The 26,510-nt window shown below is 73.9% G+C and carries 22 protein-coding genes and 1 pseudogene; 16 read left to right on the top strand and 7 right to left on the bottom strand.

The annotated features are described in order from the left end of the window. Positions 1-6: 6 nt before the first annotated feature. Positions 7-2,484 (bottom strand): beta-glucosidase family protein, encoded by a 2,478-nt coding sequence (locus tag OEB99_RS04345; RefSeq protein ID WP_263508553.1) that lies wholly within the window; start codon positions 2,482-2,484, stop codon positions 7-9. A gap of 100 nt (positions 2,485-2,584) precedes the next feature. Between OEB99_RS04345 and OEB99_RS04340 the strand changes: the two genes are divergently transcribed. Continuing rightward, positions 2,585-3,232: a TetR/AcrR family transcriptional regulator gene (locus OEB99_RS04340; RefSeq protein WP_263508552.1), complete on the top strand. Its 648-nt coding sequence runs from the start codon at positions 2,585-2,587 to the stop codon at positions 3,230-3,232. 95 nt (positions 3,233-3,327) lie between these two features. Here OEB99_RS04340 and pgi read toward each other — a convergent pair whose 3' ends face one another. Continuing rightward, a complete protein-coding gene (pgi, locus tag OEB99_RS04335; RefSeq protein WP_263508551.1) occupies positions 3,328-5,043 on the bottom strand; it encodes a glucose-6-phosphate isomerase in 1,716 nt (571 codons plus the stop codon). A 150-nt stretch (positions 5,044-5,193) separates the two neighbouring features. Between pgi and OEB99_RS04330 the strand changes: the two genes are divergently transcribed. Both OEB99_RS04330 and OEB99_RS04325 read left to right on the top strand, forming a co-directional pair. Further along, positions 5,194-5,778, top strand: coding sequence for a DinB family protein (locus OEB99_RS04330; RefSeq protein ID WP_263508550.1), 585 nt, complete (start codon positions 5,194-5,196; stop codon positions 5,776-5,778). A 114-nt stretch (positions 5,779-5,892) separates the two neighbouring features. Beyond that, a complete protein-coding gene (locus OEB99_RS04325; RefSeq protein WP_263508549.1) occupies positions 5,893-6,591 on the top strand; it encodes a hypothetical protein in 699 nt (232 codons plus the stop codon). On the opposite strand, the gene OEB99_RS04320 is transcribed toward OEB99_RS04325, so the two are convergent. Both OEB99_RS04320 and OEB99_RS04315 read right to left on the bottom strand, forming a co-directional pair. After that, complete coding sequence (locus OEB99_RS04320; protein WP_263508548.1) at positions 6,580-7,794, bottom strand: pyridoxal phosphate-dependent aminotransferase; 1,215 nt, start codon at positions 7,792-7,794, stop codon at positions 6,580-6,582. The two genes, OEB99_RS04325 and OEB99_RS04320, sit on opposite strands and share 12 nt — an antisense overlap. A gap of 177 nt (positions 7,795-7,971) precedes the next feature. Further along, the gene (locus tag OEB99_RS04315; RefSeq protein WP_263508547.1) at positions 7,972-9,264 is read right to left on the bottom strand and encodes a multidrug effflux MFS transporter; all 1,293 of its coding nucleotides are present in this window, start codon (positions 9,262-9,264) and stop codon (positions 7,972-7,974) included. Between the two features lie 92 nt (positions 9,265-9,356). Between OEB99_RS04315 and OEB99_RS04310 the strand changes: the two genes are divergently transcribed. Next, complete coding sequence (locus OEB99_RS04310; RefSeq protein ID WP_263508546.1) at positions 9,357-10,106, top strand: SOS response-associated peptidase; 750 nt, start codon at positions 9,357-9,359, stop codon at positions 10,104-10,106. 19 nt (positions 10,107-10,125) lie between these two features. On the opposite strand, the gene OEB99_RS04305 is transcribed toward OEB99_RS04310, so the two are convergent. Together OEB99_RS04305 and OEB99_RS04300 are read right to left on the bottom strand one after the other, a co-directional pair. Next, positions 10,126-11,136 (bottom strand): adenylate/guanylate cyclase domain-containing protein, encoded by a 1,011-nt coding sequence (locus OEB99_RS04305; protein ID WP_263508545.1) that lies wholly within the window; start codon positions 11,134-11,136, stop codon positions 10,126-10,128. A gap of 43 nt (positions 11,137-11,179) precedes the next feature. Beyond that, positions 11,180-12,016 (bottom strand): biotin--[acetyl-CoA-carboxylase] ligase, encoded by an 837-nt coding sequence (locus OEB99_RS04300; protein WP_263508544.1) that lies wholly within the window; start codon positions 12,014-12,016, stop codon positions 11,180-11,182. Between the two features lie 145 nt (positions 12,017-12,161). On the opposite strand from OEB99_RS04300, the gene OEB99_RS04295 reads away from it, so the two are divergent. The 12 genes and pseudogenes from OEB99_RS04295 to efeB all read left to right on the top strand — a co-directional run bounded on the left by OEB99_RS04295 (position 12,162) and on the right by efeB (position 25,005). Further along, positions 12,162-13,772, top strand: a complete 1,611-nt coding sequence (locus tag OEB99_RS04295) for an acyl-CoA carboxylase subunit beta (protein ID WP_411910662.1) — start codon at positions 12,162-12,164, stop codon at positions 13,770-13,772. Next, the gene (locus OEB99_RS04290) at positions 13,769-13,993 is read left to right on the top strand and encodes an acyl-CoA carboxylase epsilon subunit (protein ID WP_263508541.1); all 225 of its coding nucleotides are present in this window, start codon (positions 13,769-13,771) and stop codon (positions 13,991-13,993) included. The genes OEB99_RS04295 and OEB99_RS04290 overlap by 4 nt, the downstream gene beginning before the upstream one ends. Before the next feature lie 45 nt (positions 13,994-14,038). After that, positions 14,039-15,769: a DUF885 domain-containing protein gene (locus OEB99_RS04285; RefSeq protein WP_263508540.1), complete on the top strand. Its 1,731-nt coding sequence runs from the start codon at positions 14,039-14,041 to the stop codon at positions 15,767-15,769. A gap of 17 nt (positions 15,770-15,786) precedes the next feature. Beyond that, positions 15,787-16,440, top strand: a pseudogene (locus OEB99_RS04280) (Maf family protein); the annotation flags it as partial. Beyond that, positions 16,426-17,028, top strand: a complete 603-nt coding sequence (locus OEB99_RS04275; protein ID WP_263508881.1) for a GNAT family N-acetyltransferase — start codon at positions 16,426-16,428, stop codon at positions 17,026-17,028. The pseudogene OEB99_RS04280 and the gene OEB99_RS04275, both read left to right, overlap by 15 nt. Before the next feature lie 102 nt (positions 17,029-17,130). Next, entirely contained in the window at positions 17,131-17,469 is a 339-nt protein-coding gene (locus OEB99_RS04270; RefSeq protein ID WP_263508539.1) for a hypothetical protein, read from the top strand. A gap of 18 nt (positions 17,470-17,487) precedes the next feature. Continuing rightward, positions 17,488-18,909: a C13 family peptidase gene (locus tag OEB99_RS04265; protein WP_263508538.1), complete on the top strand. Its 1,422-nt coding sequence runs from the start codon at positions 17,488-17,490 to the stop codon at positions 18,907-18,909. A 228-nt stretch (positions 18,910-19,137) separates the two neighbouring features. Beyond that, the gene (locus OEB99_RS04260) at positions 19,138-20,934 is read left to right on the top strand and encodes an acetyl/propionyl/methylcrotonyl-CoA carboxylase subunit alpha (protein WP_263508537.1); all 1,797 of its coding nucleotides are present in this window, start codon (positions 19,138-19,140) and stop codon (positions 20,932-20,934) included. Next, positions 20,934-21,419: an NUDIX domain-containing protein gene (locus tag OEB99_RS04255; protein ID WP_263508536.1), complete on the top strand. Its 486-nt coding sequence runs from the start codon at positions 20,934-20,936 to the stop codon at positions 21,417-21,419. The genes OEB99_RS04260 and OEB99_RS04255 overlap by 1 nt, the downstream gene beginning before the upstream one ends. Positions 21,420-21,557: 138 nt before the next feature. Continuing rightward, complete coding sequence (gene efeU / locus OEB99_RS04250) at positions 21,558-22,406, top strand: iron uptake transporter permease EfeU (protein ID WP_263508535.1); 849 nt, start codon at positions 21,558-21,560, stop codon at positions 22,404-22,406. 80 nt (positions 22,407-22,486) lie between these two features. Beyond that, positions 22,487-23,665, top strand: a complete 1,179-nt coding sequence (gene efeO / locus OEB99_RS04245) for an iron uptake system protein EfeO (RefSeq protein ID WP_263508534.1) — start codon at positions 22,487-22,489, stop codon at positions 23,663-23,665. A 2-nt stretch (positions 23,666-23,667) separates the two neighbouring features. Further along, positions 23,668-25,005, top strand: a complete 1,338-nt coding sequence (gene efeB, locus OEB99_RS04240; RefSeq protein ID WP_263508533.1) for an iron uptake transporter deferrochelatase/peroxidase subunit — start codon at positions 23,668-23,670, stop codon at positions 25,003-25,005. Positions 25,006-25,035: 30 nt separating this feature from the next. Here the strand turns inward: efeB and OEB99_RS04235 are convergent, their stop codons facing one another. Next, the gene (locus OEB99_RS04235; RefSeq protein ID WP_263508532.1) at positions 25,036-26,487 is read right to left on the bottom strand and encodes an NAD(P)H-quinone dehydrogenase; all 1,452 of its coding nucleotides are present in this window, start codon (positions 26,485-26,487) and stop codon (positions 25,036-25,038) included. Positions 26,488-26,510 lie beyond the last annotated feature (23 nt).

Below are 26,510 nucleotides of genomic sequence, written 5' to 3'. Positions count from 1 at the left end.
GCCCGCTCAGCCCCGGCCCACCTCCTCGTGGTCGAGGTGGACGGTGGTCACCAGGCGCACGTCGGCCACGGATCGGCCGGTGAGCACCCGGTAGTCGCCCGGGGGCGTGCGCCAGGCGTGCGCCGCCACGTCCCAGACCTGCAGCGCGCGCTCGGGCACCCGCACCACGACGTCCCGCTCGGTCCCCGGCGCGAGGCCGATCCGAGCGAACCCCCCGAGCCAGCGAACCGGTCGGTCGCCGTGCGGCCCGGCGGGCGGCTCGAGGTAGACCTGGACGACCTCGCTGCCCGAACGCTCGCCGGTGTTCGCCACCCGGACGGTGACGTCGAGTCCCCCGTCGCTCCGGCCGACCGCCACGTCGCGGTGCTCCCAGGTCGTCCAGCCGAGCCCGTGACCGAAGGGGGCGGCCGGCCGGGTGCCGGCCCGCAGCCAGCCGCGGTAGCCGACGTGCACACCCTCGTCGTAGGCGACGACGCCGTGCACCGGGACCGCGTCGGGAACGGGCACGTCCGCGTCGCGTGCGGGCAGCGTCCACGGCAGGCGTCCGGCCGGCTCGGTGACGCCCAGCAGCACGTCCGCGAGCGCCTGCCCGCAGTCCTGGCCCGGGAACCAGGTCCACAGCACCGTGCGGGCCCGGTCGAGCCACGGCAGCAGCACGGGTGCGCCCGCGTTGACCACCACGACCGCGTCCGGAGCGACGTCGAGGATCCGCTCGACGAGCTCGTCCTGCCGCCCCGGCAGCGCGAGCGAGGTCCGGTCCCAGCCCTCCGACTCGACCTCGTCGTTGGTGCCCACCACCACGACGACCGCCCCGGAGTCGACCGTGGCGGCCGCCTCGACCGCGGCGGCGATCTCCGCATCCACGTCCTCGTCGGGGCGGCGGTGCCGCAGCGCTGCCCGGGCCGCGGACCCGAACCCGCTGGACACGACCTGTGCGGTGGCCGTCAGGCGGACCTCGGCCGGGCCGACCACCGTGATCGGGCAGCCGTCCGGGCTGTTGATGCTCGAGTCGAGCACCACCTCGGCCCCGACCGGCCGGTCGTCGGCGGTCACGAGCACACCGTCGGCCAGGACGCGGTGCCGGCCCACGGTGCCGACCTCGAGCAGGTGGTCGCCCGGTTCAGGAAGGCGCACCACGGCCTCGACCCGGACGTCCTCGACCCCGGGCCCGGGGTCCCGGTCCCAGCCGTCCCAGGAGGTGACCACGGAGGTCCCGAGCTCGACCCCGCCGCGGCCGAGCCGTGTGACGCGGATCCCTGGCGCCCCGGTACCGGGGTCCGCGCAGCGGGCGAGGTCGAGCTCGGGTGCGTGGCGTCGCGCGGCTCCGCCACGCAGCACCGTGACGTCGGCGTCCGGAAGGGCCGCACGCAGCCCGTCGCCCGGTGTGACGACGTGGTCGGGCGTGACGTGGGCGCTGCCGCCGCCCTGCACGAAGGCGTCCACCGCGTTGGGCCCGACGAGCAGCACCGTCCGCAGCGCACTCGGGTCCAGCGGCAGCTGCGCACCGGCGTCGCGCAGCACCACGGTGGCCTGCGCCGCGAGCTCACGCGGCAGGTCCGGGTGCGCGACGGGAACGGGCCGCGGCGGGAGGTCGAGCGCGCCCGTGCGGCGCGCCAGCCGCAGCACCCGGGCGACCTTGTCGTCGATCTCGCGCTCGGGCACCTCACCGGCGCGCACGGCCGCGACGAGCCGCTGCTCCCACGGACCACCCGGACCGGGCATGACCACGTCGAGGCCGCCGTTCGCCGCCTCGACGGTGCGCCGGGCGGCCATCCAGTCGCTCACCACGACCCCGTCGAAGCCCCACTCGTCCTTCAGCACGTCACGCAGCAGACGGGTGTGCTCGGTCGCCGGAGCGGCGAGCACGCCGTCGTCGACCTGGTTGTACGCGGCCATCACCGACCAGACCCCGACCTCGCGCACCGCGTGCTCGAACGGCGCGAGGTACACCTCGCGCAGGGTCCGCTCGTCCACGGTCGCCAGGTACGTCGTGCGGTCGGTCTCGGAGTCGTTCGCGACGAAGTGCTTGAGGCAGGCGGCCACGCCCCCGTCCTGCATGCCGCGCACCACCGCACCACCCATCGAGGACGTGAGCAGCGGGTCCTCGGAGTAGCACTCGAAGTGGCGCCCGGCGACCGGCGTGCGCTGGATGTTGACCTGCGGTGCGAGCACCACGTCCACGCCGTGCCGCCGCGCCTCGGCAGCGAAGAGCGCACCGACACGCCGGGCGAGGTCGAGGTCCCAGGTGGCCGCGAGCGCGGTCGGCGACGGGAGTGACACGGAGGTCTCCGAGGGGTCCTCGCCGGTCCCGCGCACGCCGGCGGGGCCGTCGGACATCACGAGCGACCGGAGCCCGATCTCCTCGACCGCCCGCAGTCGCCATGCCGTGACCCCGGTGAGCAGCCCGACCTTCGTCTCGAGGTCGAGCCGCGCCACGAGATCGGCCAGGTCCGGGCCGGCCGTGGTCGGCGCAGCGGTGGTCACCAAGGGCTCCTCTGAGGTCGGACGTCGATGTCGCGAGCGACAGTCAACCACACTTGCTTACAGGTCAGTAACCAAGTCGGATCACGATATGATCTCGGCCATGGCCACGTCGGGGACGCAGCGGGCGAAGAAGCCCCGCGAGGAGACCGCCCGCCGCCGCGAGGACATCCTGCGGGCCGCGATGAGCACGTTCGGCACCCGCGGTTACAAGAACGGCTCGCTCGCCGAGATCGCCGATCAGGTCGGCATGACCCACGCGGGCGTGCTGCACCACTTCGGGTCCAAGGACCAGCTGCTGCTCGAGATGCTCGACTACCGCGACCGCACCGACGTCGAGCACCTCGCGGACCAGCACATCCCCGGCGGGCTCGACCTGTTCCGCCACCTCGTGACGACGGCGCGCCGCAACGCCGAGCGACCCGGCATCGTGCAGACCTTCGCGGTGCTCTCCGCCGACTCGGTGACCGACGACCACCCGGCCAAGGAGTACTTCCGCGGCCGCTACACCCAGCTGCGCTCGGACATCCGCGAGGCGCTGCACGAGGTGTGCGACCCGGACGACCCGCCGGACGACGCCATGGTCGACGCGGCAGCCGCGGCCGTCCTGGCGGTGATGGACGGCCTGCAGGTGCAGTGGCTGCTCGACCCCGAGGCGGTCGACCTCGCCTACGCCTCCGCCTTCGCGATCGAGGCGGTGCTCACGGCGGCTGTCGGCGGGCGGCGCCGCCGGCGCATGCTCGAGTACTGAGCCGAGCCGTCACCCGGCCCAGCACCTGACCATCCCGCTCGGGCGGGGCCGCCCCGCGCGCCCCGCCCGGCGACGGCTGGTCCCGCCCGGCCCGTTCAGTCCTCGAGGTCGGGCACGGCGCGCCGGTGCGCGAGGTAGTACCGGATGAGCGCCTGCGTCGACGGGTCCTGCGCGTCGAGTGCCGCCCGGTCCCCCGCGACCGCGGGAGCGATCTCGAGCGCGAGCTTCTTGCCCAGCTCGACCCCCCACTGGTCGAACGAGTCGATCCCCCAGACGATCCCCTGCACGAAGGTGATGTGCTCGTACAGGGCGACGAGCTGACCGAGCACCGACGGCGTGAGCGACGGGCCCATGATCGACGTGGTCGGACGGTTCCCGGAGAACACCCGAGCAGGCACGATCGCCTCGGCGGTGCCCTCGGCCCGCACCTCGTCGGCGGTCTTGCCGAAGGCGAGCGCCTTGGTCTGCGCGAAGAAGTTGGACAGGAACAGCTCGTGCACGTCGGGACGGCCCGGCGCGTCGACGTCGACCAGCGGGTGCGCAGGGTGCGCCATCGCGATGAAGTCGGCCGGGATCAGCCTGGTGCCCTGGTGGATGAGCTGGTAGAACGCGTGCTGGCCGTTCGTACCCGGCTCACCCCAGAAGACCTCGCCGGTCTGGGTGGTCACCGGGGTGCCGTCCCACCGCACGGACTTGCCGTTGGACTCCATGGTGAGCTGCTGGAGGTAGGCCGCGAACCGGTGCAGGTGCTGGTCGTAGGGCAGCACGGCGTGGGTGTGCGCGCCGAAGAAGTTCGTGTACCAGACGTTGAGCAGGCCCATCAGCACGGGCACGTTCCGGGCGAACGGCGTCGAGCGCAGGTGCTCGTCGACCGCGTGGAAACCGGCGAGCATCTGCCCGAACGCGTCCGGGCCGATCGCGATCGCGAGCGACGTGCCGATCGCCGAGTCCATCGAGTAGCGCCCGCCGACCCAGTCCCAGAAGCCGAACGCGTTGGACGGGTCGATGCCGAACTCGGCGACCTTGTCCAGCGCCGTGGACACCGCGACGAAGTGCTGCGCGACCGCGTCCGTGCGGGCTTCGTCGGTGTCCTCGATCGCACCGACCTCGACCAGCCGCCGCCACAGCCACGCGCGCGCCAGGCGCGCGTTGGTCAGCGTCTCGAGGGTCGTGAAGGTCTTCGACGCGACGATGAACAGCGTCGTGGTCGGGTCCAGGTCCTCGACGGTCTCGGCCAGGTCGGTCGGGTCGATGTTCGAGACGAAGCGCACCTCCAGACCGGGCTGGACGTACGGCTTGAGCGCCTCGTACGCCATCACCGGACCGAGGTCGGAACCGCCGATACCGATGTTGACGACGGTGGCGACGGGCTTGTCCGTGACACCGGTCCACGCGCCCGAGCGAACCTTCTCGGCGAACTCGTAGACCTTGTCGAGCACGGCCTGCACGTCGCCGTCGACGTCCTGGCCGTCGACCACGAGGCCCGGCGTGGCGCCCGCAGGCCGGCGGAGTGCGGTGTGCAGCACCGCACGGTTCTCGGTGATGTTGATCCGCTCGCCGGTGAGCATCGCCTCGACCCGCTCGGCCAGACCGACCTGCTCGGCGAGCTGCACGAGCAGGTCGAGCGTCTCGTCGGTGATGAGGTTCTTCGACAGGTCGACGTGCAGGTCGGCGACGGTGTGCGTGAAGCGGTCAGCACGGGCGGGGTCCGCTGCGAACCAGCCCCGCAGGTCCGGCGAGAGCGCAGCGTGGTGCGCGGCGAGGGCCTGCCAGGCCGGGGTGGTCGTCGGGTCGACGGGCGTGCGGGTCACGGTGCCTCCTGTAGGTCGGCTCCACCGTAGTCCCGCGCACCCGGGACCGAACCCCCACGCGGTCCCACCGAGACCCCGCCCGCAGCGCCGCGAGCCGCGCCGCGGAGATTGTCGTCGACGCGTGTCGGCGCCTCGGGCGAGGCTGGGCCCATGGACGCCTCCGACACCCTGCACCGCTACCTCACCGGCCAGCGCGAGGTCCTGCTGGCCAAGCTCGACGGACTCTCCGGGTACGACACCCGCCGCCCGCTGGTCGGCACCGGCACGAACCTGCTCGGGCTGGTCAAGCACGTCGCCTGCATCCAGCTCGGCTACCTCGGGGACTGCTTCGACCGGCCGTCCGGCATCCCGATGCCGTGGGACCTCCACCCGGACGACCCGGACGCGGACCTGTGGGTCCCGGCCGAGGAGTCGACCGACGACGTGCTGGACCTGTTCCGGCGGTCGGCCGAGCACGCGGACGCGACCCTCGCGGCGCTGCCGCTGGACACGGTGGGCACCGTCCCGTGGTGGTCGCCCGAGCGGCGGCACCCGACGCTCCACGCCGTCGCCGTGCACCTCCTGGTCGACATGGCGCGGCACGCCGGTCAGGCGGACATCCTGCGCGAGGGGCTCGACGGCGCGATCGGATACCTCCCGTCGGCGCCGAACCTCCCGGACCGCGATGCGGCCGGCTGGGCCGCTCATGTCGCGCGGGTCGAGGCCGCCGCACGCGCCGTCTCAGACATGGGATGACAGTTCGGTCACGACCCGGCACCAGGACGGTCACGGCGCTCGCGATCGAGCCGGGCGGCCTCGTACCGTCGTCGGGCAGGGGCGAGGGCCGTCCCTGCGCCCAGGAGGTGCGGGGTGCGGACGGTGCTGGTCGCGTTGGCGACCTTGCTCACCCTCCTCGTCGCCGCGCCCGCGCACGCCGAGGAGCAGGTCCCGCCCGAGGTCAGCGCGCTCGCCCGGGTCAACGGCCTGCCGTACCTCGCGAAGTCCCTCTCCGGCGCTGAGGCCCTCGAGCCCAGCCGGCTCGGGCTCACCGCGGCGCACGCGGTGCACGAGTTCGACGACGCGTGGATCGACGGCGCAGAAGACGCCGCCGTGATCACCCCGACGACCGGCTGGGTCGTCCCGTGGACGGACAACGGACTCCCCGCCGGGCTGCTACGGATCGAGCTGGTCGCGGGCTCGCCCACCATCACCGGTGCCGAGCGCGACCCGGTCGTCGCCGGCGCCCTGGTCAGCTGGGACGGGCAGGGAGACCTGGTCGAGGAACCCCAGCGCGCCCGCTGGTTCGCGTTGCAGGGCACCACCCTGGTGACGCTCGCCGGCGACGGCGAGGACGGCGTCCCGCTCGCGTCGTCCTACCCGACCAGCTCCTACGCGGCCGACCTGCGGGCCTCCGGCGCGACGACCCCGAGCCCCGCGCCGGGCGCCCTGCTCTCCGCGTCCTCGCCACCGCCGGTCGCGGCGCTCACCGCGCTCGTCGGCCTGCTGCTGGCCGCGGGCCTGGTGACCGCGATCGCCGCGGCGCGTCGCCGGACTGCGTCAGCCCGCTAGCCGGCCCAGCCGGTCGGCGGCCTCCGCGAGCAGCTCGGCGCGCTTGACGAAGGTGAAGCGCACGCGCGACCTCAGCGCACGGTCCGCGGTCGAGCCCGCCCGGCAGAACGCGCTCACCGGCACCGCCACCACGCCGGCGAGCTCGGGCAACCGCCGGCACAGCTCGACGCCCTCGTCGAAGCCGAGCGGTGCACCGTCGGCCACGACGAAGTAGGTGCCCTGGGGCACGACCACGTCGAACCCGGCCGACCGCAGGCCCCCGACCAGCAGGTCGCGCCGCTGCGCGAGCGAGGCCGCGAGGTCGCGCAACCACAGCTCGGTGCGGCCGTCGTCGTCCGCGAGCGCCGCTGCGACGGCCGGCTGGAACGGCGCACCGGACGCGTAGGTGAGGTACTGCTGCACGGTGCGGACCGCGCTCACCAGCGCCGCGGGCCCGGTGACCCAGCCGACCTTCCACCCGGTCAGGGACAGGGACTTGCCTGCCGACGAGACCGTCAGGGTGCGCCCGGCCATGCCGGGCAGCGTCGCGACCGGGACATGTCGCACACCGTCGAACACGAGGTGCTCGTAGACCTCGTCCGTGACCACGAGCAGGTCCCGCTCGACGGCGAGCGCGGCGACCGCGGCGAGCTCGTCGTCGGTGAGCACCGTCCCGGTCGGGTTGTGCGGGGTGTTCAGCAGGATCATCCGGGTGGCCGGACCGACGGCCGAGCGCAGCCGCTCGACGTCCAGGGCGAACCGACCCTCCTGCGGCAGCAGCGGCACCGTGACGTGCCGGGCGCCGGTCATCGCGAGCACGCCGGCGTACGCGTCGTAGAACGGCTCGAGCGTGAGCACCTCCTCGCCGGGCCCGACCAGCGCCAGCAGGCTCGCCGCGATCGCCTCGGTCGCTCCTGTGGTGACCAGCACCTGGGTGGCCGGGTCGAGGTCCGTGCCGTAGTAGCGCGCCTGGTGGGTCGCGATGGCCGCACGGAGCAGCGGTTCGCCGCCGCCCGGCGGGTACTGGTTGCGGCCGCTGCGCAGGGCGTCGACGGCCGCCTCGCGCACGTGTGCCGGGCCGTCCGTGTCGGGGAAGCCCTGCCCGAGGTTGATCGCGCCGGTGGCCACGGCGAGCGCGCTCATCTCGGCGAACACCGTCGGCCGCACGACCCCGTCGGCACCGACCAGCCCCGCGGCTCGGGCAACCTGCTGCCAGCGCTCCATGCGCACAGGGTAGGGCGGCCGGCCCGGGCGACCATGCGCGCCGAGCAGGCCAACGGCCCCGCGCCCGTCCGCCTCGGCTCAGTCCCGGCTCAGTCCCGGCTCCGTCCCGGCTCAGTCCCGGGCCAGTCCCGGCTCCGTCCCGGCTCAGTCCCGGATCGGTCCCGGATCGGTCCCGGCTCAGTCCGCGAGCGCCTCGGGGTCCGCGCCCATCGCGATCCAACCGTCCCGCCGGTAGGCGGGCGTCGCGAACGCCAGCACCCCGGTCACGAGCAACGTGCTGGCGAGGATCACGGACGACATCGCGACCGCGTCGCCGCCGAGCAGCCCGACGGTCGAGCCGATCGCGCCGGCGACCCCGCCCTGCAGGAAGCCGATCGTCGCGGCGGCCGTCCCGGCACGCTCGCCGTGCCGGCTCAGGGCGAGCGCCGAGGCGTTCGCCGTGACGAACCCGAGCATCATCAGGGTCAGCCAGAGCGGGGTCAGCAGCGCGGCCACCCGGCCGAGGTCGGCGAGCGCGACCAGCAGCATCGCGCCGGCCCCGAGCACCGCGAGCGGCGCGGCGGAGCGCAGCAGCCGCGCGGGTCCGGCCCTGCGCACCAGGGCCGCGTTGGTCTGCGTGCCGATCACGATCGCGATGCCGCCGAGCGCGAAGACGAACGCGAACGACTGCGCGCTCAGCCCGAACTGCTCCTGCAGCACGAACGAGGAGCCCGAGACGTACGCCATGATCACCGCCTGGGCCAGGCCCGGGATGATCGCGAACGCCATGAACCGTCGGTCCTGCAGCAGGGCCAGGTAGCCGCGAGCGAGGGCGAGCGGGCGCTGCCGGCGCCGACGCTCGGGCGGCAGGGTCTCGGGCAGCGCGACGATCACGATCACGAGCACGACCGCGGCGACCCCGGCGACGACGACGAAGACGGCACGCCAGCCCCAGTGCGCAGCGACCAACGAGCCGATCGTCGGCGCGAACAGCGGCGCCGCGACGATCACGAGCATGAGCCGGGACATCAACCGGGCAGCGTCGGCACCGGTGAACCGGTCCCGGATGGTGGCCATCGACACGACGTTCGCGGCCGCCGCGGTGAACCCCTGGAGCACCCGGAGCGCCGAGAGGACCGCGATCGACGGCGCGATCGCGCACAGCAGCGACAGGACCAGCTGAGCCGCGAGGCCGGTGATCGCCGGCGTGCGGCGGCCCACTCGATCCGACCACGGGCCCATCACGAGCTGGCCGACCGCGAGGCCCATCACGAGCCCGGTGACGGTGAACTGCGCGCCGGCCACCGTCGTGCCGAGGTCCTCGGCGACCCGCGGCAGCGACGGGAGGTAGATGTCGATCGACACGGCCGGGAGCATCGCGAGCGTCCCGGTGAGGAAGACGAAGAGCGCGGTCCCGCCGCGAGGCGCCGCGCCCGTCACGGCCGTGCGACCGCGCGCGGGCACGGCCGAGCCGGCGGGTTCATGGGGCACGGGGACAAGTATGGCCCGCGTCGTATCGATTCGACATCGCAATCCCACGATCCGGCGCGGCGCGCGTCGGTGCCGCGCGCCATGCTGGGGCCATGTGCGGGCGCTACGCCTCGTTCCGCGCGGCGCAGGACCTGGCCGACGCGTTCGGAGTCGACCCCGAGGACGTCGCGGAGGACGCCGCAGGCCTCCCGCCGTCCTGGAACCTCGCCCCGACCGACCCGGTCCGGATCGTCGTCGAACGGCCCGAGAAGCTCCCCGACGGCACGCACGGCGACCTGGTCAGGTCGTTGCGCCTCGCCCGCTGGGGCCTGGTCCCCGGCTGGGCCAAGGACCCGTCGGTCGGCTCCCGGATGATCAACGCGCGGATCGAGACGCTCGCCGAGAAGCCCGCCTTCCGCAAGGCGCTCGCCGCACGCCGCTGCCTCGTCCCGGCCGAGGGCTACTACGAGTGGACCGACCCGCCGGCGGGCGCGCCGAAGAGCACCCGCAAGACCCCGCACTGGATCCACCCGGCGGACGGCGGCCTCCTGGCGTTCGCCGGCCTCTACGAGTTCTGGCGCGACCCGACCCGCGCGGACGACGACCCGCACCGTTGGCTCGTGTCGATGACGATCGTCACCGGCGGTGCGCCCGCGGACGACCCCGTGATCGGACCGCTGCACGACCGCCAGCCGGTGCTGGTCACGCCGGACCGTTGGTCCGCGTGGCTCGACCCGGACCGGACCCCGCAGGACGCGCTCGCGCTGCTCGGCGACGCCCCGACCGGTCTGACCGCGGTGCCCGTGTCGACCGACGTGAGCTCGGTGCGCAACGACGGCCCCCACCTGATCGAGCCGGTCTGACGCCGAGCGGCCCGGTCCGTCACCCCTCGGCGATGAGCAGGCTGGGTCGCAGCTCTCCGATCCCGGCGACCTCACGGGCCTCGAGCGGCTCGAGGAGGAACCGTCCGGCGAGGTTGGCCGCGGTCACCTCGTCGACGAGCACGCGGCCCGGGCCCGCCTCGTCGCACAGCCGCGACGCGAGCGAGACCGACGGCCCGAAGATGTCGCCGAACCGGGAGAGCACGCGCCCCCACACCAGCCCGGCGCGCAGCGGTGCGTCCGTCTCCGGACCGAACGCCCTGACCAGACCGAGCGCGACCTCGGCACCGGTCGCCGGGTCGTCCGCGACGAAGAGGATCGCGTCGCCCACCGTCTTGATCACCCGTCCCCCGTGCTCGGTGACCACGTCGCGCGCACGAGCCTCGAACCCCTGCACGTACTCCGCGAGCGCCGCCGCGCCCAGGTGCGCCGTGCGGGTGGTGAAGCCGACGACGTCGGCGAGCCCGACCGCCCGGGTGAGCGGCAGCTCGTCGTCGTCCGGGGCGGCGAGGTCCGCGTTGGCGGCCGTGCGCAGCGCGATCGCCGCGACGTGCCGGCGCCAGGCGTGCACCAGTCCCTTCTCCAGCAGACCGCTGACCACGAGCATCCGGTCGAGCAGCAGCCGACGGGCCTCGCTGTCCCGGATCCCGTACCTGCCGACCAGGTGCTCGATGATCGTCTCGGACTGCCACGCGACGAGCCGCTCGACCGAGTGACCCATCGCCCGGACCAGCGACACCCCGGCGTCGGGACGCAGGTCGAACTCCCGGCTGGCACCGACGAACGCGCCGATGACCTCGGCATCCGCCGCGGTGAACCCGGCCTCGCCCGCGCCCGGCAGGTGCAGGCCGAGTGCGTGCCAGAAGGTCCGCACCTCGTCCTCGCGGACGTGCGCGAGCCGCGCCACGTCCTCGACGGTCAGGTCACGCGGGCCGCCGAGGAGCGCGTCGTCGAGCGCCGCCAGCGCGGCGACCAGGTCGGGGGGTAGCCCGGCGTCGTGCGATTCGGCCACCCCGTCAGGCTAGCCCCCGGCGGAGCGAGCCGTGTGAGGTGGGTCACGTCCGGCGTATCCGGACGTCCCCCGCGTGGACCGCCCGCACCTGCCCGGCGGCCTCGACCAGGAGCGCTCCGTCCGGCGCGAGCCCTGCGACCACGCCGACCAGCCGCTCGCCCCCCGGGAGCTCGACGGCGACCTCCCCCGGAGCGGCGGACATCGCCCGCCACGCCTCGGTCAGCCCGGCGGCCGTCGCGTCGCCGCCGGCCGCCTGCCAGGCCTCGTCCATCGCGACCAGGTGGCTCAGCACCGCGGCGAGGACGTCGTCCCGGCGGACCGCGACCCCAGCGAGCAGCAGCGACGTGGCACTGTCCACCGGGAGCTGGTCGGCCTCCTGGGAGACGTTCACGCCGAACCCGAGCACCACCGAACGCACCTGCTGGTCGGCCGCGACCCGGTCGCCCGCCACCACGTCCGCGAGCACCCCGGCGACCTTGCGGTAGGCACCCCAGCCCGCGAGCTCGCCCTCGGCCGGCAGCAGGACGTCGTTCGGCCACTTCACCTCGGCGGCCGCGCCGAGGTCACGCAGCCCGGCCGCGACCGCCAGCCCACCGATCAGCGGCAGCCAGCCGAGCAGCTCGGCCGGGACGTCCGGACGCAGCAGCACCGACGCGGTGAGCGCGACGCCCGGTGGTGTGGTCCAGGTCCGCCCGGAACGCCCCCGGCCCGCCTGCTGGTGGGCCGCCACCAGGACCGACCGGTCCGGCCACGCCTCCGGGTCGGCCCGCACCGCCTCGGCGAGCTCGGTGTTGGTCGAGCCCACCGCGCCCCGCACCTCGACCCGACCGGCCCCGACCGCGACCAGCCGCTCCACGAGGTCCCGCGCACCGAGATCCATGTCGCCACGCTAGCCCGTCGGGCTGCCCGGCACGCTCGGAGCCGCGCAGCACCGTTCGATGCCGGTTTGTACGATCCAGCACAACGGACCAGGACGACACGGTCGGGATTCACACTCAGGATGTCGGGTCCCGACAACTAGCCTGCTGCGAGTGACCGACCAGTCCGTGCGCGCCACGACCACGACCGCCGACCGCCTCGCCGACCTCGAACGCCGCACCGCCGAGATCGCCGCGACCGAGGAGGCCACCGCTCCCAAGCAGCACGCGAGGGGCAAGAAGACCGCCCGCGAGCGGATCGAGACCCTGCTCGACGAGGGCAGCTTCACCGAGCTCGACGCGCTGGTCCGGCACCGCTCGACGAACTTCGGCCTGGACGCACGGCGCATCTCCGGCGACGGCGTCATCACCGGCCACGGGACGGTCGACGGCCGTCCGGTCGCCGTCTACAGCCAGGACTTCACGGTGTTCGGCGGTTCGCTCGGCGAGGTGCACGGCCAGAAGATCACCAAGGTCATGGACCTCGCGCTGCGCACCGGCATGCCGGTGATCGGCATCCTGGACGGCGGCGGCGCGCGGATCCAGGAGGGCGTGGCCGCCCTCACCCAGTTCGCCGAGATCTTCCGGCGCAACGTCGCGGCCTCCGGCGTGATCCCGCAGATCTCGCTCATCCTCGGACCCAGCGCGGGCGGCGCCGTCTACTCCCCCGCCCTGACCGACTTCATCGTCATGGCCGACGGCACCTCGAACATGTTCATCACCGGTCCGGACGTGATCCGGGCGGTCACCGGCGAGGACGTCGGCTTCGAGGAGCTCGGCGGCGGCCAGACGCACAACTCCCGCTCGGGCGTCGCGCACTACCTCGGCACGGACGAGGACGACGCGATCGACTACGTGCGCACGCTGCTCGGCTACCTCCCGTCCAACAACCTCTCGGACGCACCGGTCTGGCCCGAGGACGTCGAGCGCCCCGAGGCGCTGGACGTCTCCGAGGAGGATCTCGAGCTCGACACCCTCGTCCCGGACTCCGACAGCCAGCCGTACGACATGCGCACGGTCGTGGAGCACGTGCTCGACCACGGTGACCTGTTCGAGGTCCAGCCCCTGTACGCGCAGAACGTGATCATCGGCTTCGGCCACGTCGAGGGCCACACCGTCGGGGTGGTGGCGAACCAGCCGCTGCAGATGGCCGGCACGCTCGACATCAACGCGGCGGAGAAGGCCGCGCGGTTCGTGCGGACCTGCGACGCGTTCGGCATCCCGGTGCTCACCTTCGTCGACGTGCCGGGCTTCCTGCCGGGCACCGACCAGGAGTGGAACGGCATCATCCGCCGCGGCGCGAAGCTGATCTTCGCCTACGCCGAGGCGACCGTGCCGCTGGTCACGATCATCACGCGCAAGGCCTACGGCGGCGCGTACATCGTGATGGGCTCCAAGCAGCTGGGCGCGGACGTCAACCTCGCCTGGCCCACCGCACAGATCGCCGTGATGGGCGCGTCCGGAGCGGTGAACATCCTCCAGCGGGCCGCGCTGAAGTCCGTGGCCGACGCGGGCGGCGACGTCGACGCCGAGCGGGCGCGGCTCGTCGCGGACTACGAGGAGGCCCTGGTGAACCCCTACGACGCGGCCGAGCGCGGGTACGTCGACGCGGTGATCGCGCCGTCGCAGACCCGCACGCAGGTGGTCCGGGCGCTGCGCACGCTGCGCACCAAGCGGGCCGCGCTGCCCGCCAAGAAGCACGGGAACATCCCGCTGTGACGCCCGAGGTGAGGGTGGTCCGCGGGGCCCCGGACGAGCTCGAGCTGGCCGCGCTGGTCGCAGGCCTGGCGGCGGGTGCGAGCGCGGGAGCCGCGGTGCGCGCGGTGGCCGACCTCGACGAGTCCGAGACCGACGCCCGGCGCCGCTGGCGGGACGCCGTGCACCGGTTGTCCGGCACGCCCCCGCGCGGGGGCGACGCGTGGCGCTGGAGCCTGCGCTGATCAAACCGGACGACCGGCCGGCCGCGCGGCCCTAGGGTCGTGGCCATGACTGACGACGCCCGTCCCACCAGGACCCCCAGCGCGATCGACGCGATCGCCGACCAGTACGTGCTCACCCTCGCCGAGCTCAACCCGCTCGGCGCGACGGTGATGGGCCTGTCCGGCTACGACCACCTCATGCCGGACCTGTCGCCCGCGGGCCACGAGGCGGGCGCCCGCGCCGCGCGCGAGACGCTGGCCCAGCTCGAGGACGCCGAGCCGGTCGACGACACGGACCGGGTCACGGTCGCCGCGATGCGCGAGCGCCTCGGCCTGATGCTCGAGCTGCACGAGGCGGACGAGCTCCTCGGCCTGCTCAACAACATCGCGTCGCCGGTCCAGGACCTGCGGGACGTCTTCGACCTCATGCCGACCGACACGGCCGAGCAGTGGGGCAACGTCGCGTCCCGGCTCGAGGCGCTGCCGACCACGATGGCCGGGGTGGTCTCGTCGCTGCAGCTGGCCGCCTCGCGTGGCCGGGTCGCGGCGATCCGCCAGGTCCGGGAGTGCGCGCGCCAGGCCGACGAGCTCGCCGGGTCCGAGTCCTTCTTCACCAAGCTGGTGCGCGGCGCGGCAGCCGAGCAGGCGCTCGCCCAGTCCGACGACCCGGCCGGGCTGGCGTCCCGGCTCGAGGCCGGTGCTGCCGCGGCGCGCGCCGCCTACGGTGAGCTCGCCGCGTACCTGCGCGACGAGCTCACGCCGCTCGCCCCGGCCGAGGACGCGTTCGGCCGCGAGCGCTACCAGCTCTGGTCGCGCCTGTTCCTCGGCGCCACGGTCGACCTCGACGAGACGTACGAGTGGGGCCTGGCCGAGCTCGACCGGGTGGTGGCCGAGCAGGAGGCCGTCGCGGCCGAGATCGCCGGGCCCGGAGCGAGCGTCGAGCAGGCGATCGCCGTGCTGGACGCCGACCCGACGCGCACGCTCCGGGGCACCGAGGCGCTGCAGGCCTGGATGCAGGAGACCGCGGACGCGGCGATCGACGCGCTCGACGGCGCGCACTTCGACATCGCCGAGCCGTTGCACACCCTGGAGTGCCGGATCGCGCCGACCCAGGTAGGTGGCATCTACTACAGCGGCCCGTCGGACGACTTCTCCCGGCCGGGTCGGATGTGGTGGTCCGTGCCGCCGGAGGTCACGACGTTCAACACGTGGCGCGAGAAGACCACCGTCTACCACGAGGGCGTGCCGGGCCATCACCTGCAGGTGGCCCAGGCGGTCTACCTGCGCGACACGCTCAACTCGTGGCGCCGGCTGGCGTGCTGGGTCAGCGGGCACGGCGAGGGCTGGGCGCTGTACGCCGAGCGCCTGATGGCCGAGCTGGGCTTCCTGGACGACCCGGGCGACCGGCTCGGCATGCTCGACGGTCAGCGGATGCGGGCGGCGCGTGTGGTGTTCGACATCGGCGTGCACCTCGGCAAGCCGTGCCCGGAGCGCTGGGGCGGCGGGACCTGGGACGCGGACAAGGCGTACGAGTTCCTCAAGTCCAACGTCAACATGCCCGAGGGCTTCGTGCGGTTCGAGTGGAACCGGTACCTCGGTTGGGGTGGCCAGGCGCCGTCCTACAAGATCGGCCAGCGGCTGTGGGAGACGATCCGGGACGAGACCGCCGCGGCACGGCGCGCTCAGGGCCTCGAGCCGGACCTCAAGGAGTTCCACGCCACGGCGCTGGCCCTCGGGTCGGTCGGTCTGGACGTGCTGCGCGACGCGCTCGCACCGGCCGCGGCACCTACCGCGTGACGACCTAGCCTGGGCCCGTGACGACGCTGCTGCTCGCCTCCGCCTCGCCCGCACGCCTGTCGACCTTGCGTTCGGCGGGCATCGAGCCCGTGGTGCGGGTCTCGGGCGTGGACGAGGACGCGGTGCTGGCCGCGGCGGCCGAGCAGGCCGGCGCGGCCCTCCCGCCGGCCGACGCGGTGCTCGCCCTGGCCCGCGCCAAGGCGCACGCGGTGCTGCCGACGCTCGAGCACGTCCCGCACGACGACCACGGGACCGAGCTGCCGGACGACCTCGTGGTGCTCGGTTGCGACTCGCTGCTCGAGCTCGACGGCGAGGCACTCGGCAAACCGGCGGACCCCGCGGACGCGATCGCGCGCTGGCGGCGGATGCGCGGGCGCAGCGGTGTGCTGCACACCGGCCACTGGCTGGTCGACGAGCGCGACGGGGCGACCGGTGAGGTCGGCGCGACGGCGTCGACGGTGGTGCACTTCGCCGACCTCTCCGACGCCGAGATCGAGGCGTACGTCGCGACCGGCGAGCCGCTGGCGGTGGCCGGGGCCTTCACGATCGACGGGATCGGCGGGCCGTTCGTCACGGGCCTCGAGGGCGACCACCACACCGTCGTCGGGCTGAGCCTGCCGCTGCTGCGCGACCTCCTCGGCCGGCTCGACGTCACGGTGCCGTCGCTGTGGGCCGGCAGCCCCGGTGCCACCGCGGGCGCCACCACGGCCGCCGGCCGGACGGGCTTCGTGCTGCGGACCCCGCGCCTGGTGATCCGCTCGATGACGGCCGAGCACGCCCGGACGCTCGCGGCCTACCGCTCCGAGCCCGAGGTCGCCAGGTACCAGAGCTGGGACGCGCCGTTCACGCTCGCACAGGCACGCGCGTTCGTCGCCGAGGTGGCCGGCCGCGACCCGGTGAGCCCGGGGCGTTGGGTCCAGCTCGCGGTCGAGGCGGACGGCGAGCACGTCGGCGACCTCGCGGTGCGGGTCGACCCGGACGGCGAGCAGGCGCGGGTCGGCGTGACGTTCGCGGGTGCGGCGCAGGGCCGCGGCTACGCCACCGAGGCGCTCGACGCGCTCGTCGACCACCTGTTCAGCGCCGGCCTGCACCGGGTGGTCGCCGACTGCGACGCCCGGAACACGGCCTCGGCGCGGCTGCTCGAGCGGGTCGGCATGCGCCGCGAGGCGGAGCACCGCTCCGCGGCGTTCTGGAAGGGCGAGTGGACCGACGAGTACGTGTACGCCGTGCTGCGGGACGAGTGGCGGCACGACACGTAGCAGGCATTTCCCACGACATTCGCAGGAAAAAACCAGGCCCACGCCTTGCCGCCGACCCTCCCGCGAGTGATCCTGGCGGTGCAGAGCCGTAAGGAGCACGCGATGCTCGTCGACGCAGGAAGAGCGGTCGACCTCGGCACTCGGACGCTGGGGCCGTCAGGCCCGGCTGTCGTCTACGTGGACCGTGAGGTGCGCGAGCCCGGCGACGTGGTCGTCGGCCCCCGTACGCACTCCCTCACCAGCCCTGCACTCCTGGTGTTCCGGGACGAGATGCCGGGTGCCAACTGGCTGCACCCGTGCACATATGCGCTGGTCGATGCGCAGTCCGGTGAGCTGGTGCTCACCGTCCCAGCCGACCGCCCGCCCGTGTTCGGCCGCCTGCCGGAGACGTGGGTCGTCGCGGTCGATCCGGAAGGGCGGGCGGACCTCGCACCGCCCTGAGGCTCCGAGGAGGAGCTCATGAAGGACCCCCGCAGGAAGCTCAACGAACACACCCTCGAACGCGCACGCGCGAACGCCTTCGCGGCCCTCACCCCCGATGACGCCGCCACCCACCACCTGGGCGTCGTGCCCCGGATGATGCGCAAGGGCGACGTGCTCAGCCTCGTCGACCGGCGGATCGAGGTCCCGCAGGACTCGATCCTGGTCTTCGAGGACCAGATGCCGGGAGCGAACTTCGGCCACCCGTGCCGGTACCTGTTCCACTCCCCGGCCGACGGCGCGATCGTCCATACCGCCGAGGCGCTGTTCCCGCCGGAGGTCGCCGACCCACGACTGCGGCCCGAGTACTTCCACGAGCCGCTGGCGATGGCGGAGTCGCGGGCGAGCCTCTACAGCAGGTTCGACTGGTCGACGGTCCCGCAGCACCCGTGGCTCGTCGACGACAACCGGTTCGCGCTGCTGTTCACCAGCCAGATCAGCAACCGGCGCCACGTCGAGGACATCGAGTTCGCCTACCGCGTGCTGTGCCACCGGTTCGGCTTCCCGGCGTCGAACGTCTACGTGCTGTGCTTCGACGGCACGATCGACTCGACCGACTACCACGGCCCCGACATGGCCACCTGGGTCGGCGACGGGACGCCGTACCAGATGAACGTCTCCAGCGCCGCGACCAAGGCGAGCCTGCAGTCGACGCTGACCACGATCGGCGGCCGGATGAACGCCGACAGCCTGCTCTTCGTGCACACCAACAACCACGGCGCACCGTCCGGCCTGTGCATCGACTCGACCTCGGTGCTCACGCCGGCCGAGTGGTCCACGATGCTCGACGGCATGGATCCGTTCGGCACCCTCGTGGTGACCATGGAGCAGTGCTACTCGGGCGCGTTCCTGCAGCCGACGCTCGACCACAGCCGGGCCGACCGGACCTCCTTCGCGAGCGCGGTCCCCGCCGACAAGGTGAGCGCCGGGGACTCCCACTTCGACCAGTGGGCCCGGGCCTGGTTCGAGTCGGTCAACGGCTCGACCGCCTACGGCGCGAGCCTGGCCCACCAGCCGGACGCGAACGGCAACGGCCGGGTGAGCGCACGCGAGGCGTTCGACTACTCCGACGCCTACGACTACGACACGTACTACGACGACCCGCAGTACGGCGACGCCCCGTCGGGGTGCGGCGCGGGGATCTACTTGACGAAGGCGCCGACGCTCGCGGACATCATCCGCGAGCTGCTCGACAAGTACCTCGCGATCGAGGGTCACCTCATCAAGCACCCGATCCCGGACCCGCCGCCGGACTGGGCCGTCAGGCTGCTCGCGTCGCTCGACGACGCCGAGGCCCTCGCGAGCCGGCTCGCGTCGGTCGACGGCCGGGGGGTCGGCGAGCTGGTCGAGGAGTCGCTCGCGCACGCCGCCGAGATCGCGATGGCCGGGCACGCGAAGTGAGGCACGGCTCGTGACACCCGCGGCCTGAGGTCCGCGGAGCGACGCGCCGGAGGTGCCGCACGGGAGGAGGGCCCGAGCGGCACCGCCGTCGCCTGCCATGGAACGGCCCGGTGACCCCTGGTCGGAAGGCGACAAACCCGCCCGCACGGCCCTTGTCGAAGCCCACAGTCTTGCCCGCGCCCCGGGCTCGTGGAGGGGCGCAGCGAGACCCGCACGTTACGGTGAGCCGTGCCCGAGATCCGCAAGGTGCTCATCGCCAACCGCGGTGAGATCGCCGTTCGCATCGCCAGGGCGTGCGCCGACGCACGCGTGGCCTCCGTCGCCGTCTACGCCGACCCCGACCGCGAGGCGCTGCACGTCCGGCTGGCCGACGAGGCGTTCGCCCTCGGTGGTGCCCGTGCCCAGGAGACCTACCTCGACATCGACAAGCTGCTCGACGTCGCGCGACGTTCCGGGGCCGACGCGGTGCACCCGGGCTACGGCTTCCTCGCCGAGAACGCCGAGTTCGCTGCCCGGGTCATCGACGCCGGGCTGACCTGGATCGGCCCGCCGCCCGCCGCGATCGAGAGCCTCGGCGACAAGGTCAGCGCCCGGCACATCGCCCAGCGCGCCGGCGCGCCCCTCGTGGCCGGGACGCCGGACCCGGTGTCGGGTGCGGACGAGGTCGCGGCCTTCGCGGCCGAGCACGGGCTGCCGATCGCCATCAAGGCCGCGTTCGGCGGTGGCGGCCGCGGCCTCAAGGTGGCCCGCACGGCCGACGAGATCGCCGAGCTGTACGAGTCCGCGGTCCGCGAGGCGACCGCGGCGTTCGGGCGCGGCGAGTGCTTCGTCGAGCGCTACCTCGACTCGCCGCGGCACGTCGAGACCCAGTGCCTCGCGGACGAGCACGGCACGGTCGTGGTGGTCTCGACCCGCGACTGCTCGTTGCAGCGCAGGCACCAGAAGCTCGTCGAGGAGGCGCCGGCGCCGTACCTGTCCGACGAGCAGGTCGCGACCCTCCACCGGGCGTCGAAGGCGATCCTGCTCGAGGCGGGCTACGTCGGCGCCGGGACCTGCGAGTTCCTGGTCGGCCGCGACGGCACGGTGTCGTTCCTCGAGGTCAACACCCGGCTCCAGGTCGAGCACCCGGTCACCGAGGAGGTCACCGGGGTGGACCTGGTCCGCGAGCAGCTGCGGATCGCGTCCGGCGAGCCGCTCGGCTACAGCGAGGTCCCGACCCGTGGTCACTCGATCGAGTTCCGGATCAACGGCGAGGACCCGGCGGCCGGGTTCCTGCCGATGCCCGGCAAGATCGCCCGGCTTCGCGTGCCGTCCGGGCCCGGCGTGCGCTGGGACAGCGGCGTGGTCGAGGGCGACGCCGTCTCGGGTGCGTTCGACTCGATGATCGCGAAGCTCATCGTGACCGGCGCGGACCGGACCCAGGCGGTCGAGCGGGCGCGGCGCGCGCTCGCCGAGCTCGTGGTCGAGGGGATCCCGACCGTGATCCCGTTCCACCGCGCCGTGCTCGAGGACGCCGCGTTCGTGCCGACCGACGGCGGACCGTTCTCGGTGCACACCCGGTGGATCGAGACGGCGTTCGCGGAGCGCCTGAGCGACCTGCGACCCGACGGGCCGGCCCCGGACGCCGCGGCGTCCGCCGAGGCGGAGGCGGACGACGCCACCGAACGCGTCGTGGTCGAGGTCGGTGGCAAGCGGATCGAGGTCGTGCTCCCGGCCGGCCTCGGGCTGGTCCCGGGCCGGGGCCGCGGCAGCGTCCGCCCGGGCGCGCAGCGCCGCACGCGGCGAGCACCCGCGCGGGCCGCGGTGAGCGGGACGACGCTCGCCTCCCCGATGCAGGGGACGATCGTCAAGGTCGCCGTCGCCGAGGGCACCGTGGTCGCCGAGGGCGACCTGGTGGTGGTGCTCGAGGCGATGAAGATGGAGCAACCGCTGGTCGCGCACCGCGCCGGGACGGTCACCGCGCTGGCCGCCGAGGTCGGCGGCGGGGTCAGCGCGGGGACCGCGATCTGCGAGATCGTCGACTGATGTCGGGCCGGCCGGGCCTGCACCGGCAGGCCGGCGACGCGTGGGTCGAGTGTCGCTGCGGACGCCGTCACTGGGGTCTGCACGGCGCTGCGGGCCTGCTGCTGGCCCGCGCCGACGGCGAGGCCGGAGTCGAGGTGGTGCTCCAGCACCGGGTCGCGTGGAGCGACCAGGGCGACACCTGGGGCATCCCCGGGGGCGCCCTCGCTCCGGGTGAGGACCCGGTGACCGGTGCGATCCGGGAGGCCGTCGAGGAGGCCGGCATCGACGCGGCCGCGCTCGAGGTCCTCACGACGCGCGTGCTCGACCACGTGGACTGGGCCTACACGACCGTGGTGGCTCGCACGACCGGACCGCAGGACCCTCGCCCGACCGACCCGGAGAGCGAGGCGATCGCCTGGGTCGGTCTGGACTCCGTGACCGAGCGGCCGCTGCACAGCGCGTTCGCGGCGTCCTGGCCGGAGCTGCGCCGCCTCGTCGAACGCTGAGCCGACCGGCGAGCGGGAGCCCGGAGGGGCCGATCTGCGCCCAGGTTTGACACGCCCGATATTCGCAACGCTAGTCTTGCGTAAAGAAGTTAGGCATACCTCACCGGGTGCGCCCACCCGCCGACCGTCTGGAGCCCGATGCTGGCCAACTTCCTGATCGGACTGCGTGAAGGCCTCGAGGCCGCCCTCGTGGTGAGCATCCTCGTCGCCTACCTGGTGCGTTCCGGTCACCGGGCCGCACTGCGCCAGGTCTGGCTCGGCGTGGCGCTCGCCGTCGGCGTCTCCCTCGCGGTCGGCGCGGCACTGACGTTCGGGCCCCGCGGGCTCACCTTCGAGGCCCAGGAGGCGATCGGCGGCACGCTGTCGATCCTCGCGGTCGGCCTGCTCACCTGGATGATCTTCTGGATGGCCCGCACCGCGCGCTTCCTCAAGGCGGAGCTGCACGGACGCCTGGACGCCGCGATGGCCGCCGGCGGCGCGGCCGTCCTGACCGTGACGCTGCTCGCCGTCGGGCGAGAGGGCCTCGAGACCGCGCTGTTCCTCTGGGCGGCGGCCCGCGCCACCGGCTCGACCACGGACCCGCTGCTCGGCGCGGCGCTCGGCCTCGCCGTCGCGGTCGCGATCAGCTGGGCCCTGTACCGCGGTGCGCTGCGGGTCGACCTGCGACGCTTCTTCGCCTGGACCGGTCTCGCCCTCGTCGTCGTCGCGGGCGGCGTGCTGGCGTACGGCGTGCACGACCTCCAGGAGGCCGGACTGCTGCCCGGCGGCGAGTCGCTCGCCTTCGACGTCTCGGCAGCGATCCCGCCCGACAGCTGGTACGGCACCGTGCTGCGCGGCACGGTCAACTTCACCCCGCAGACCACCTGGCTCCAGGCCATCGCCTGGCTGGCCTACGTGCTCCCGGTCGGCTGGCTCTACGTGCGCCGCGTCTGGTTCGGCGCCCCGGCCCCCACCCCGGCCGCTCGCACGCAGCCTGCGACCGTCTGACGACCCCGGCCGAGCCGGCCCCCACCACCACACCCGCCCCGAGCGCCACCGTGCGCTCGTGCACGCCCACGGAGACACCCATGCCCCGCGCACGCCTGCTCGCCCTCGCCGTCCCCGCCGCCGTCCTGCTGTCCGGGTGCGTGGCCAACACGCCCGCCGGCGAAGGCCGGGCGCTGACCGTCGACTCCTCGGCCTCGGCGTGCGAGCTCTCGGCAACCGAGGCACCGTCCGGGACGCTGACCTTCTCGGTGACCAACACCGGCGACGAGACCACCGAGTTCTACCTGCTCGCCGACGACGCGCTGCGGATCGTCGCCGAGGTCGAGAACATCGGGCCGGGCCTGACCCGTGACCTCGTCGCGCAGGTCGCTCCGGGCGAGTACTTCACCGCGTGCAAGCCCGGGATGGTCGGCGACGGGATCCAGGCGGCGTTCACCGTGACCGACTCCGGCGAGCAGGTCGGCCCCACCGGCGCGGTCGCCGACCAGCTCGCGACCGCCGAGGCGGACTACCTGGCGTACGTCAAGGACCAGGTCGGCTCGCTGCTGGCCGGCACCCAGGAGTTCGCCGCGGCCTACACCGCCGGGGACGACGACCGCGCGCGCGAGCTCTACCCCACCGTTCGGGTGCACTGGGAGCGCATCGAGCCGGTCGCGGAGTCGTTCGGCGACCTCGACCCGCTGCTCGACGCGCGCGAGGCGGACCTGGCCGAGGGCGAGACCTGGAGCGGTTGGCACCTGATCGAGAAGGATCTGTGGCAGCCGGCCCCGGAGGCCAACGGCGGCGAGGACTACGTCGCGCTCACCGACGCCGAGCGCACCGCGGCCGCCGACGACCTGGTCGCGCAGACCGAGGAGCTCCACGCTCGGGTCACCGCCACGGACTTCACGTTCGAGGCCTTCCAGATCTCCAACGGCGCCAAGGAGCTCCTCGACGAGGTCGCGACCGGCAAGGTCACCGGCGAGGAGGAGATCTGGTCGCACACCGACCTGTGGGACCTCGCCGCGAACGTGGACGGAGCCGAGGTCGCGCTGGGCGTGCTGCGCCCGGTCGCCGAGCAGGCCGACCCGGACCTGGTCGCCGAGCTCGACGACCGGTTCGCCGCCCTCGACGCGGTGCTCGCCGAGCACGGCTCGTACCAGAACGGCTTCAGCGCCTACGACGAGCTCACGACCGACGAGGTCCAGGCGCTCGCCGCCGCCGTGGACGCGCTGGCCGAGCCGCTGTCCGGGCTGACCGCGGTGGTCACGGGGGCCTGACGGTGACCGACGAGCCGACCCGCCCGGACGTCGCCAACCAGGGCGTCTCCCGCCGCGGTGCCCTCGCGGGTGGACTGGCCCTCGGCGGGCTGCTCGCCGCAGGGGGGTTCGCCGGCGGCCGGGCGAGCGCGCCCGACCCCGGCCTGGCGACCGAGCAGCGCACGTACCCGTTCGCCGGGACCCACCAGGCCGGCATCGTCACGCCGCAGCAGGACCGGATGTACCTCGCGGCGTTCGACCTGACCACCGACGACCGCGCGGCACTCGTGGACCTGCTCCGGCGCTGGACGACGACCGCAGCGCGGCTCACCCAGGGGCTGTTCGCCACCGCGACGGGTTTCGCCTCCGGGCCGTACGACGCACCGCCGGAGGACACCGGCGAGGCGGCCGACCTGCCGGCGTCCGGACTCACGGTGACGGTCGGGTTCGGCCGGTCGCTGTTCGTCGGGACGGACGGGCGGACCGACCGCTTCGGTCTCGCCGGGCACCTGCCGGACGCGCTGGCCGCGCTCCCGCACTTCCCCGGCGACCAGCTCGACGCCGCGATCTGCGACGGCGACCTGCTGGTCCAGGCGTGCGCCGACGACCCCCAGGTCGCCGTGCACGCGATCCACACGCTGTCCCGGGCCGCGTTCGGCACCGCCCGGGTGCGCTGGACCCAGCTCGGCTTCGGCCGGACGTCGGCCACCAGCACGGCGCAGTCCACACCGCGCAACCTCTTCGGCTTCAAGGACGGCACCGCCAACGTCAAGGCCGAGGAGGCCGCCGCACTCGAGGACCACGTCTGGGTGCAGCCCTCCGACGCCGAGGCGCACGCGGGCGACTCCGCCTGGATGACCGGCGGCACGTACTTCGTCGGACGCCGGATCCGGATGCTCATGGAGACGTGGGACCGGACGTCGCTGCGCGAGCAGGAGACGACGATCGGCCGCTCGAAGCGCGAGGGCGCGCCGCTGTCCGGCGGCACCGAGCACACCGCTCCCGACTTCGCCGCGGCCGGCGGCGACGGGCGACCCCTCATCGACGCCACCTCCCACGTGCACCTGGCCCACCCGTCCGCCAACGACGGCGTGCGGATGCTGCGCCGCGGGTACACGTTCACCGACGGCAACGACGCGCAGGGGCACCTGGACGCCGGGCTGTACTTCATCGCCTACGTGCGCGACCCGCGGACCGGCTTCGTCCCGGTCCAGCAGCGCCTGGCCTCGGCGGACCGGCTGTCGGAGTACCTCAAGCACACCGGGTCCGCGCTGTTCGCCGTGCCACCCGGCGTGGCCCGGATCGGCACCGACGCCGCGCTGTCCGGCGGGGAGTTCCTCGGGTCGACGCTGCTCGGCTGAGACCCGCCGGCGACGGACCGGCGCGCCCGCTCAGGCGCCCCAGGACCGCTGGGAGTGCGCCAGCCGGGCGGTCTCGGACAAGGTGCCGGACAGCGACGGGTACACCGAGAGCGCCTGGGCGACCTGGTCCGCCGTGAGTCGCTGGGTCACCGCCAGCGACAGCGGGAAGACCAGCTCCCCGGCGCGTGGTGCCACCACGACACCGCCGACGACGATGCCGGTCGCCTCGCGTGCGAACACCTTCACGAACCCGTCGGAGATGCCGAGCATCTTGGCCCGCGGGTTGCGGTTCAGCGGCATGTGGCTCACCACGTAGCGGTGGCCGCCCTCCTGCAGCTCGCGCTCGGAGAGCCCGACGGTGGCGATCTCCGGTGCGGTGAAGATGTTCGCCGCGATCACGCTGCGGTCGAACGGCTGGACCGCATCACCCAGCGCGTGCGCGATCGCGATCCGTCCCTGCACGGCGGCGACCGAGGCGAGCGGCAGCACGCCCGTGCAGTCCCCGGCCGCGTAGATGCCGCGCACGTTGGTCCGGGAGACCCGGTCGACCTCGACGTGGCCCGAGCGGGTCAGCCGCACGCCGGCCTCGGCCAGGCCGATGCCGTCGGTGTTCGGGATCGAGCCGACCGCCATCAGCACGTGCGAGCCCTCGACCACGCGGCCGTCCTCGAGGGTGACCTCGACCCCGTCACCGACGTTCCGGGCCGCGACCGCGCGGGACTTGTTCAGCACGGTCATCCCGCGGGAACGGAACACCTTCTCGAGCACGGCGGCGGCGTCGGCGTCCTCACCGGGCAGCACGTGCTCGCGCGAGGAGACCAGCACGACGTCCGCGCCGAGCGCGTTGTAGGCCCCGGCGAACTCCGCACCCGTCACACCCGAGCCGACCACGATCATCCGCTCGGGCAGCGCGGTGAGCCGGTACAGCTGGGTCCACAGGAAGACCCGCTCGCCGTCCGGCTTCGCCTCGGGCAGGACGCGCGGCGAGGCACCCACCGCGACGACGATCGCGTCCGCCTCGAACACCGGTCCCCCGTCGACCAGGACCCGGTCGGCACCGTCGAGGCGACCGGTCCCCTCGACGACCCGCACGCCGTCGCGCTCGAGCCGGTCGGCGATGTCGGTGGACTGGGCGCGGGCGAGCTCCACCACGCGCTCGTTCACCCGCGCCAGGTCGACCCGCAGCCCCTGCTGGGCCGACGTGCCGTCGCCGACGTGGATGCCGAGCTCACCCGCCCGCTCCGCGATGGTCATCCACTCCGCGGTCGCGATCAGGGTCTTGGACGGCACCACGTCGGTGAGCACCGCCGAGCCCCCGACGCCGCGCCGTTCGATCAGCGTCACGTCGGCACCGGCCCGGCGCGCCGCGAGGGCCGCCTCGTAGCCCCCCGGGCCGCCGCCGAGGACGACGACCCGCTGCGGCGGTCGCGCGTCGCCCGACGGGCTCGGCGTCGCGGCGGCCTCCGGCGTTGGTGCAGTCATACGGACATTGTGCCCGCCCTGCG

The organism is Actinotalea endophytica, from assembly GCF_025717005.1.
In the GTDB taxonomy this organism is placed as follows: Bacteria; Actinomycetota; Actinomycetes; order Actinomycetales; family Cellulomonadaceae; genus Actinotalea.
Note: the sequence above shows the minus strand (reverse complement) of the source record. Positions and strands in the feature narration are given on the sequence as shown.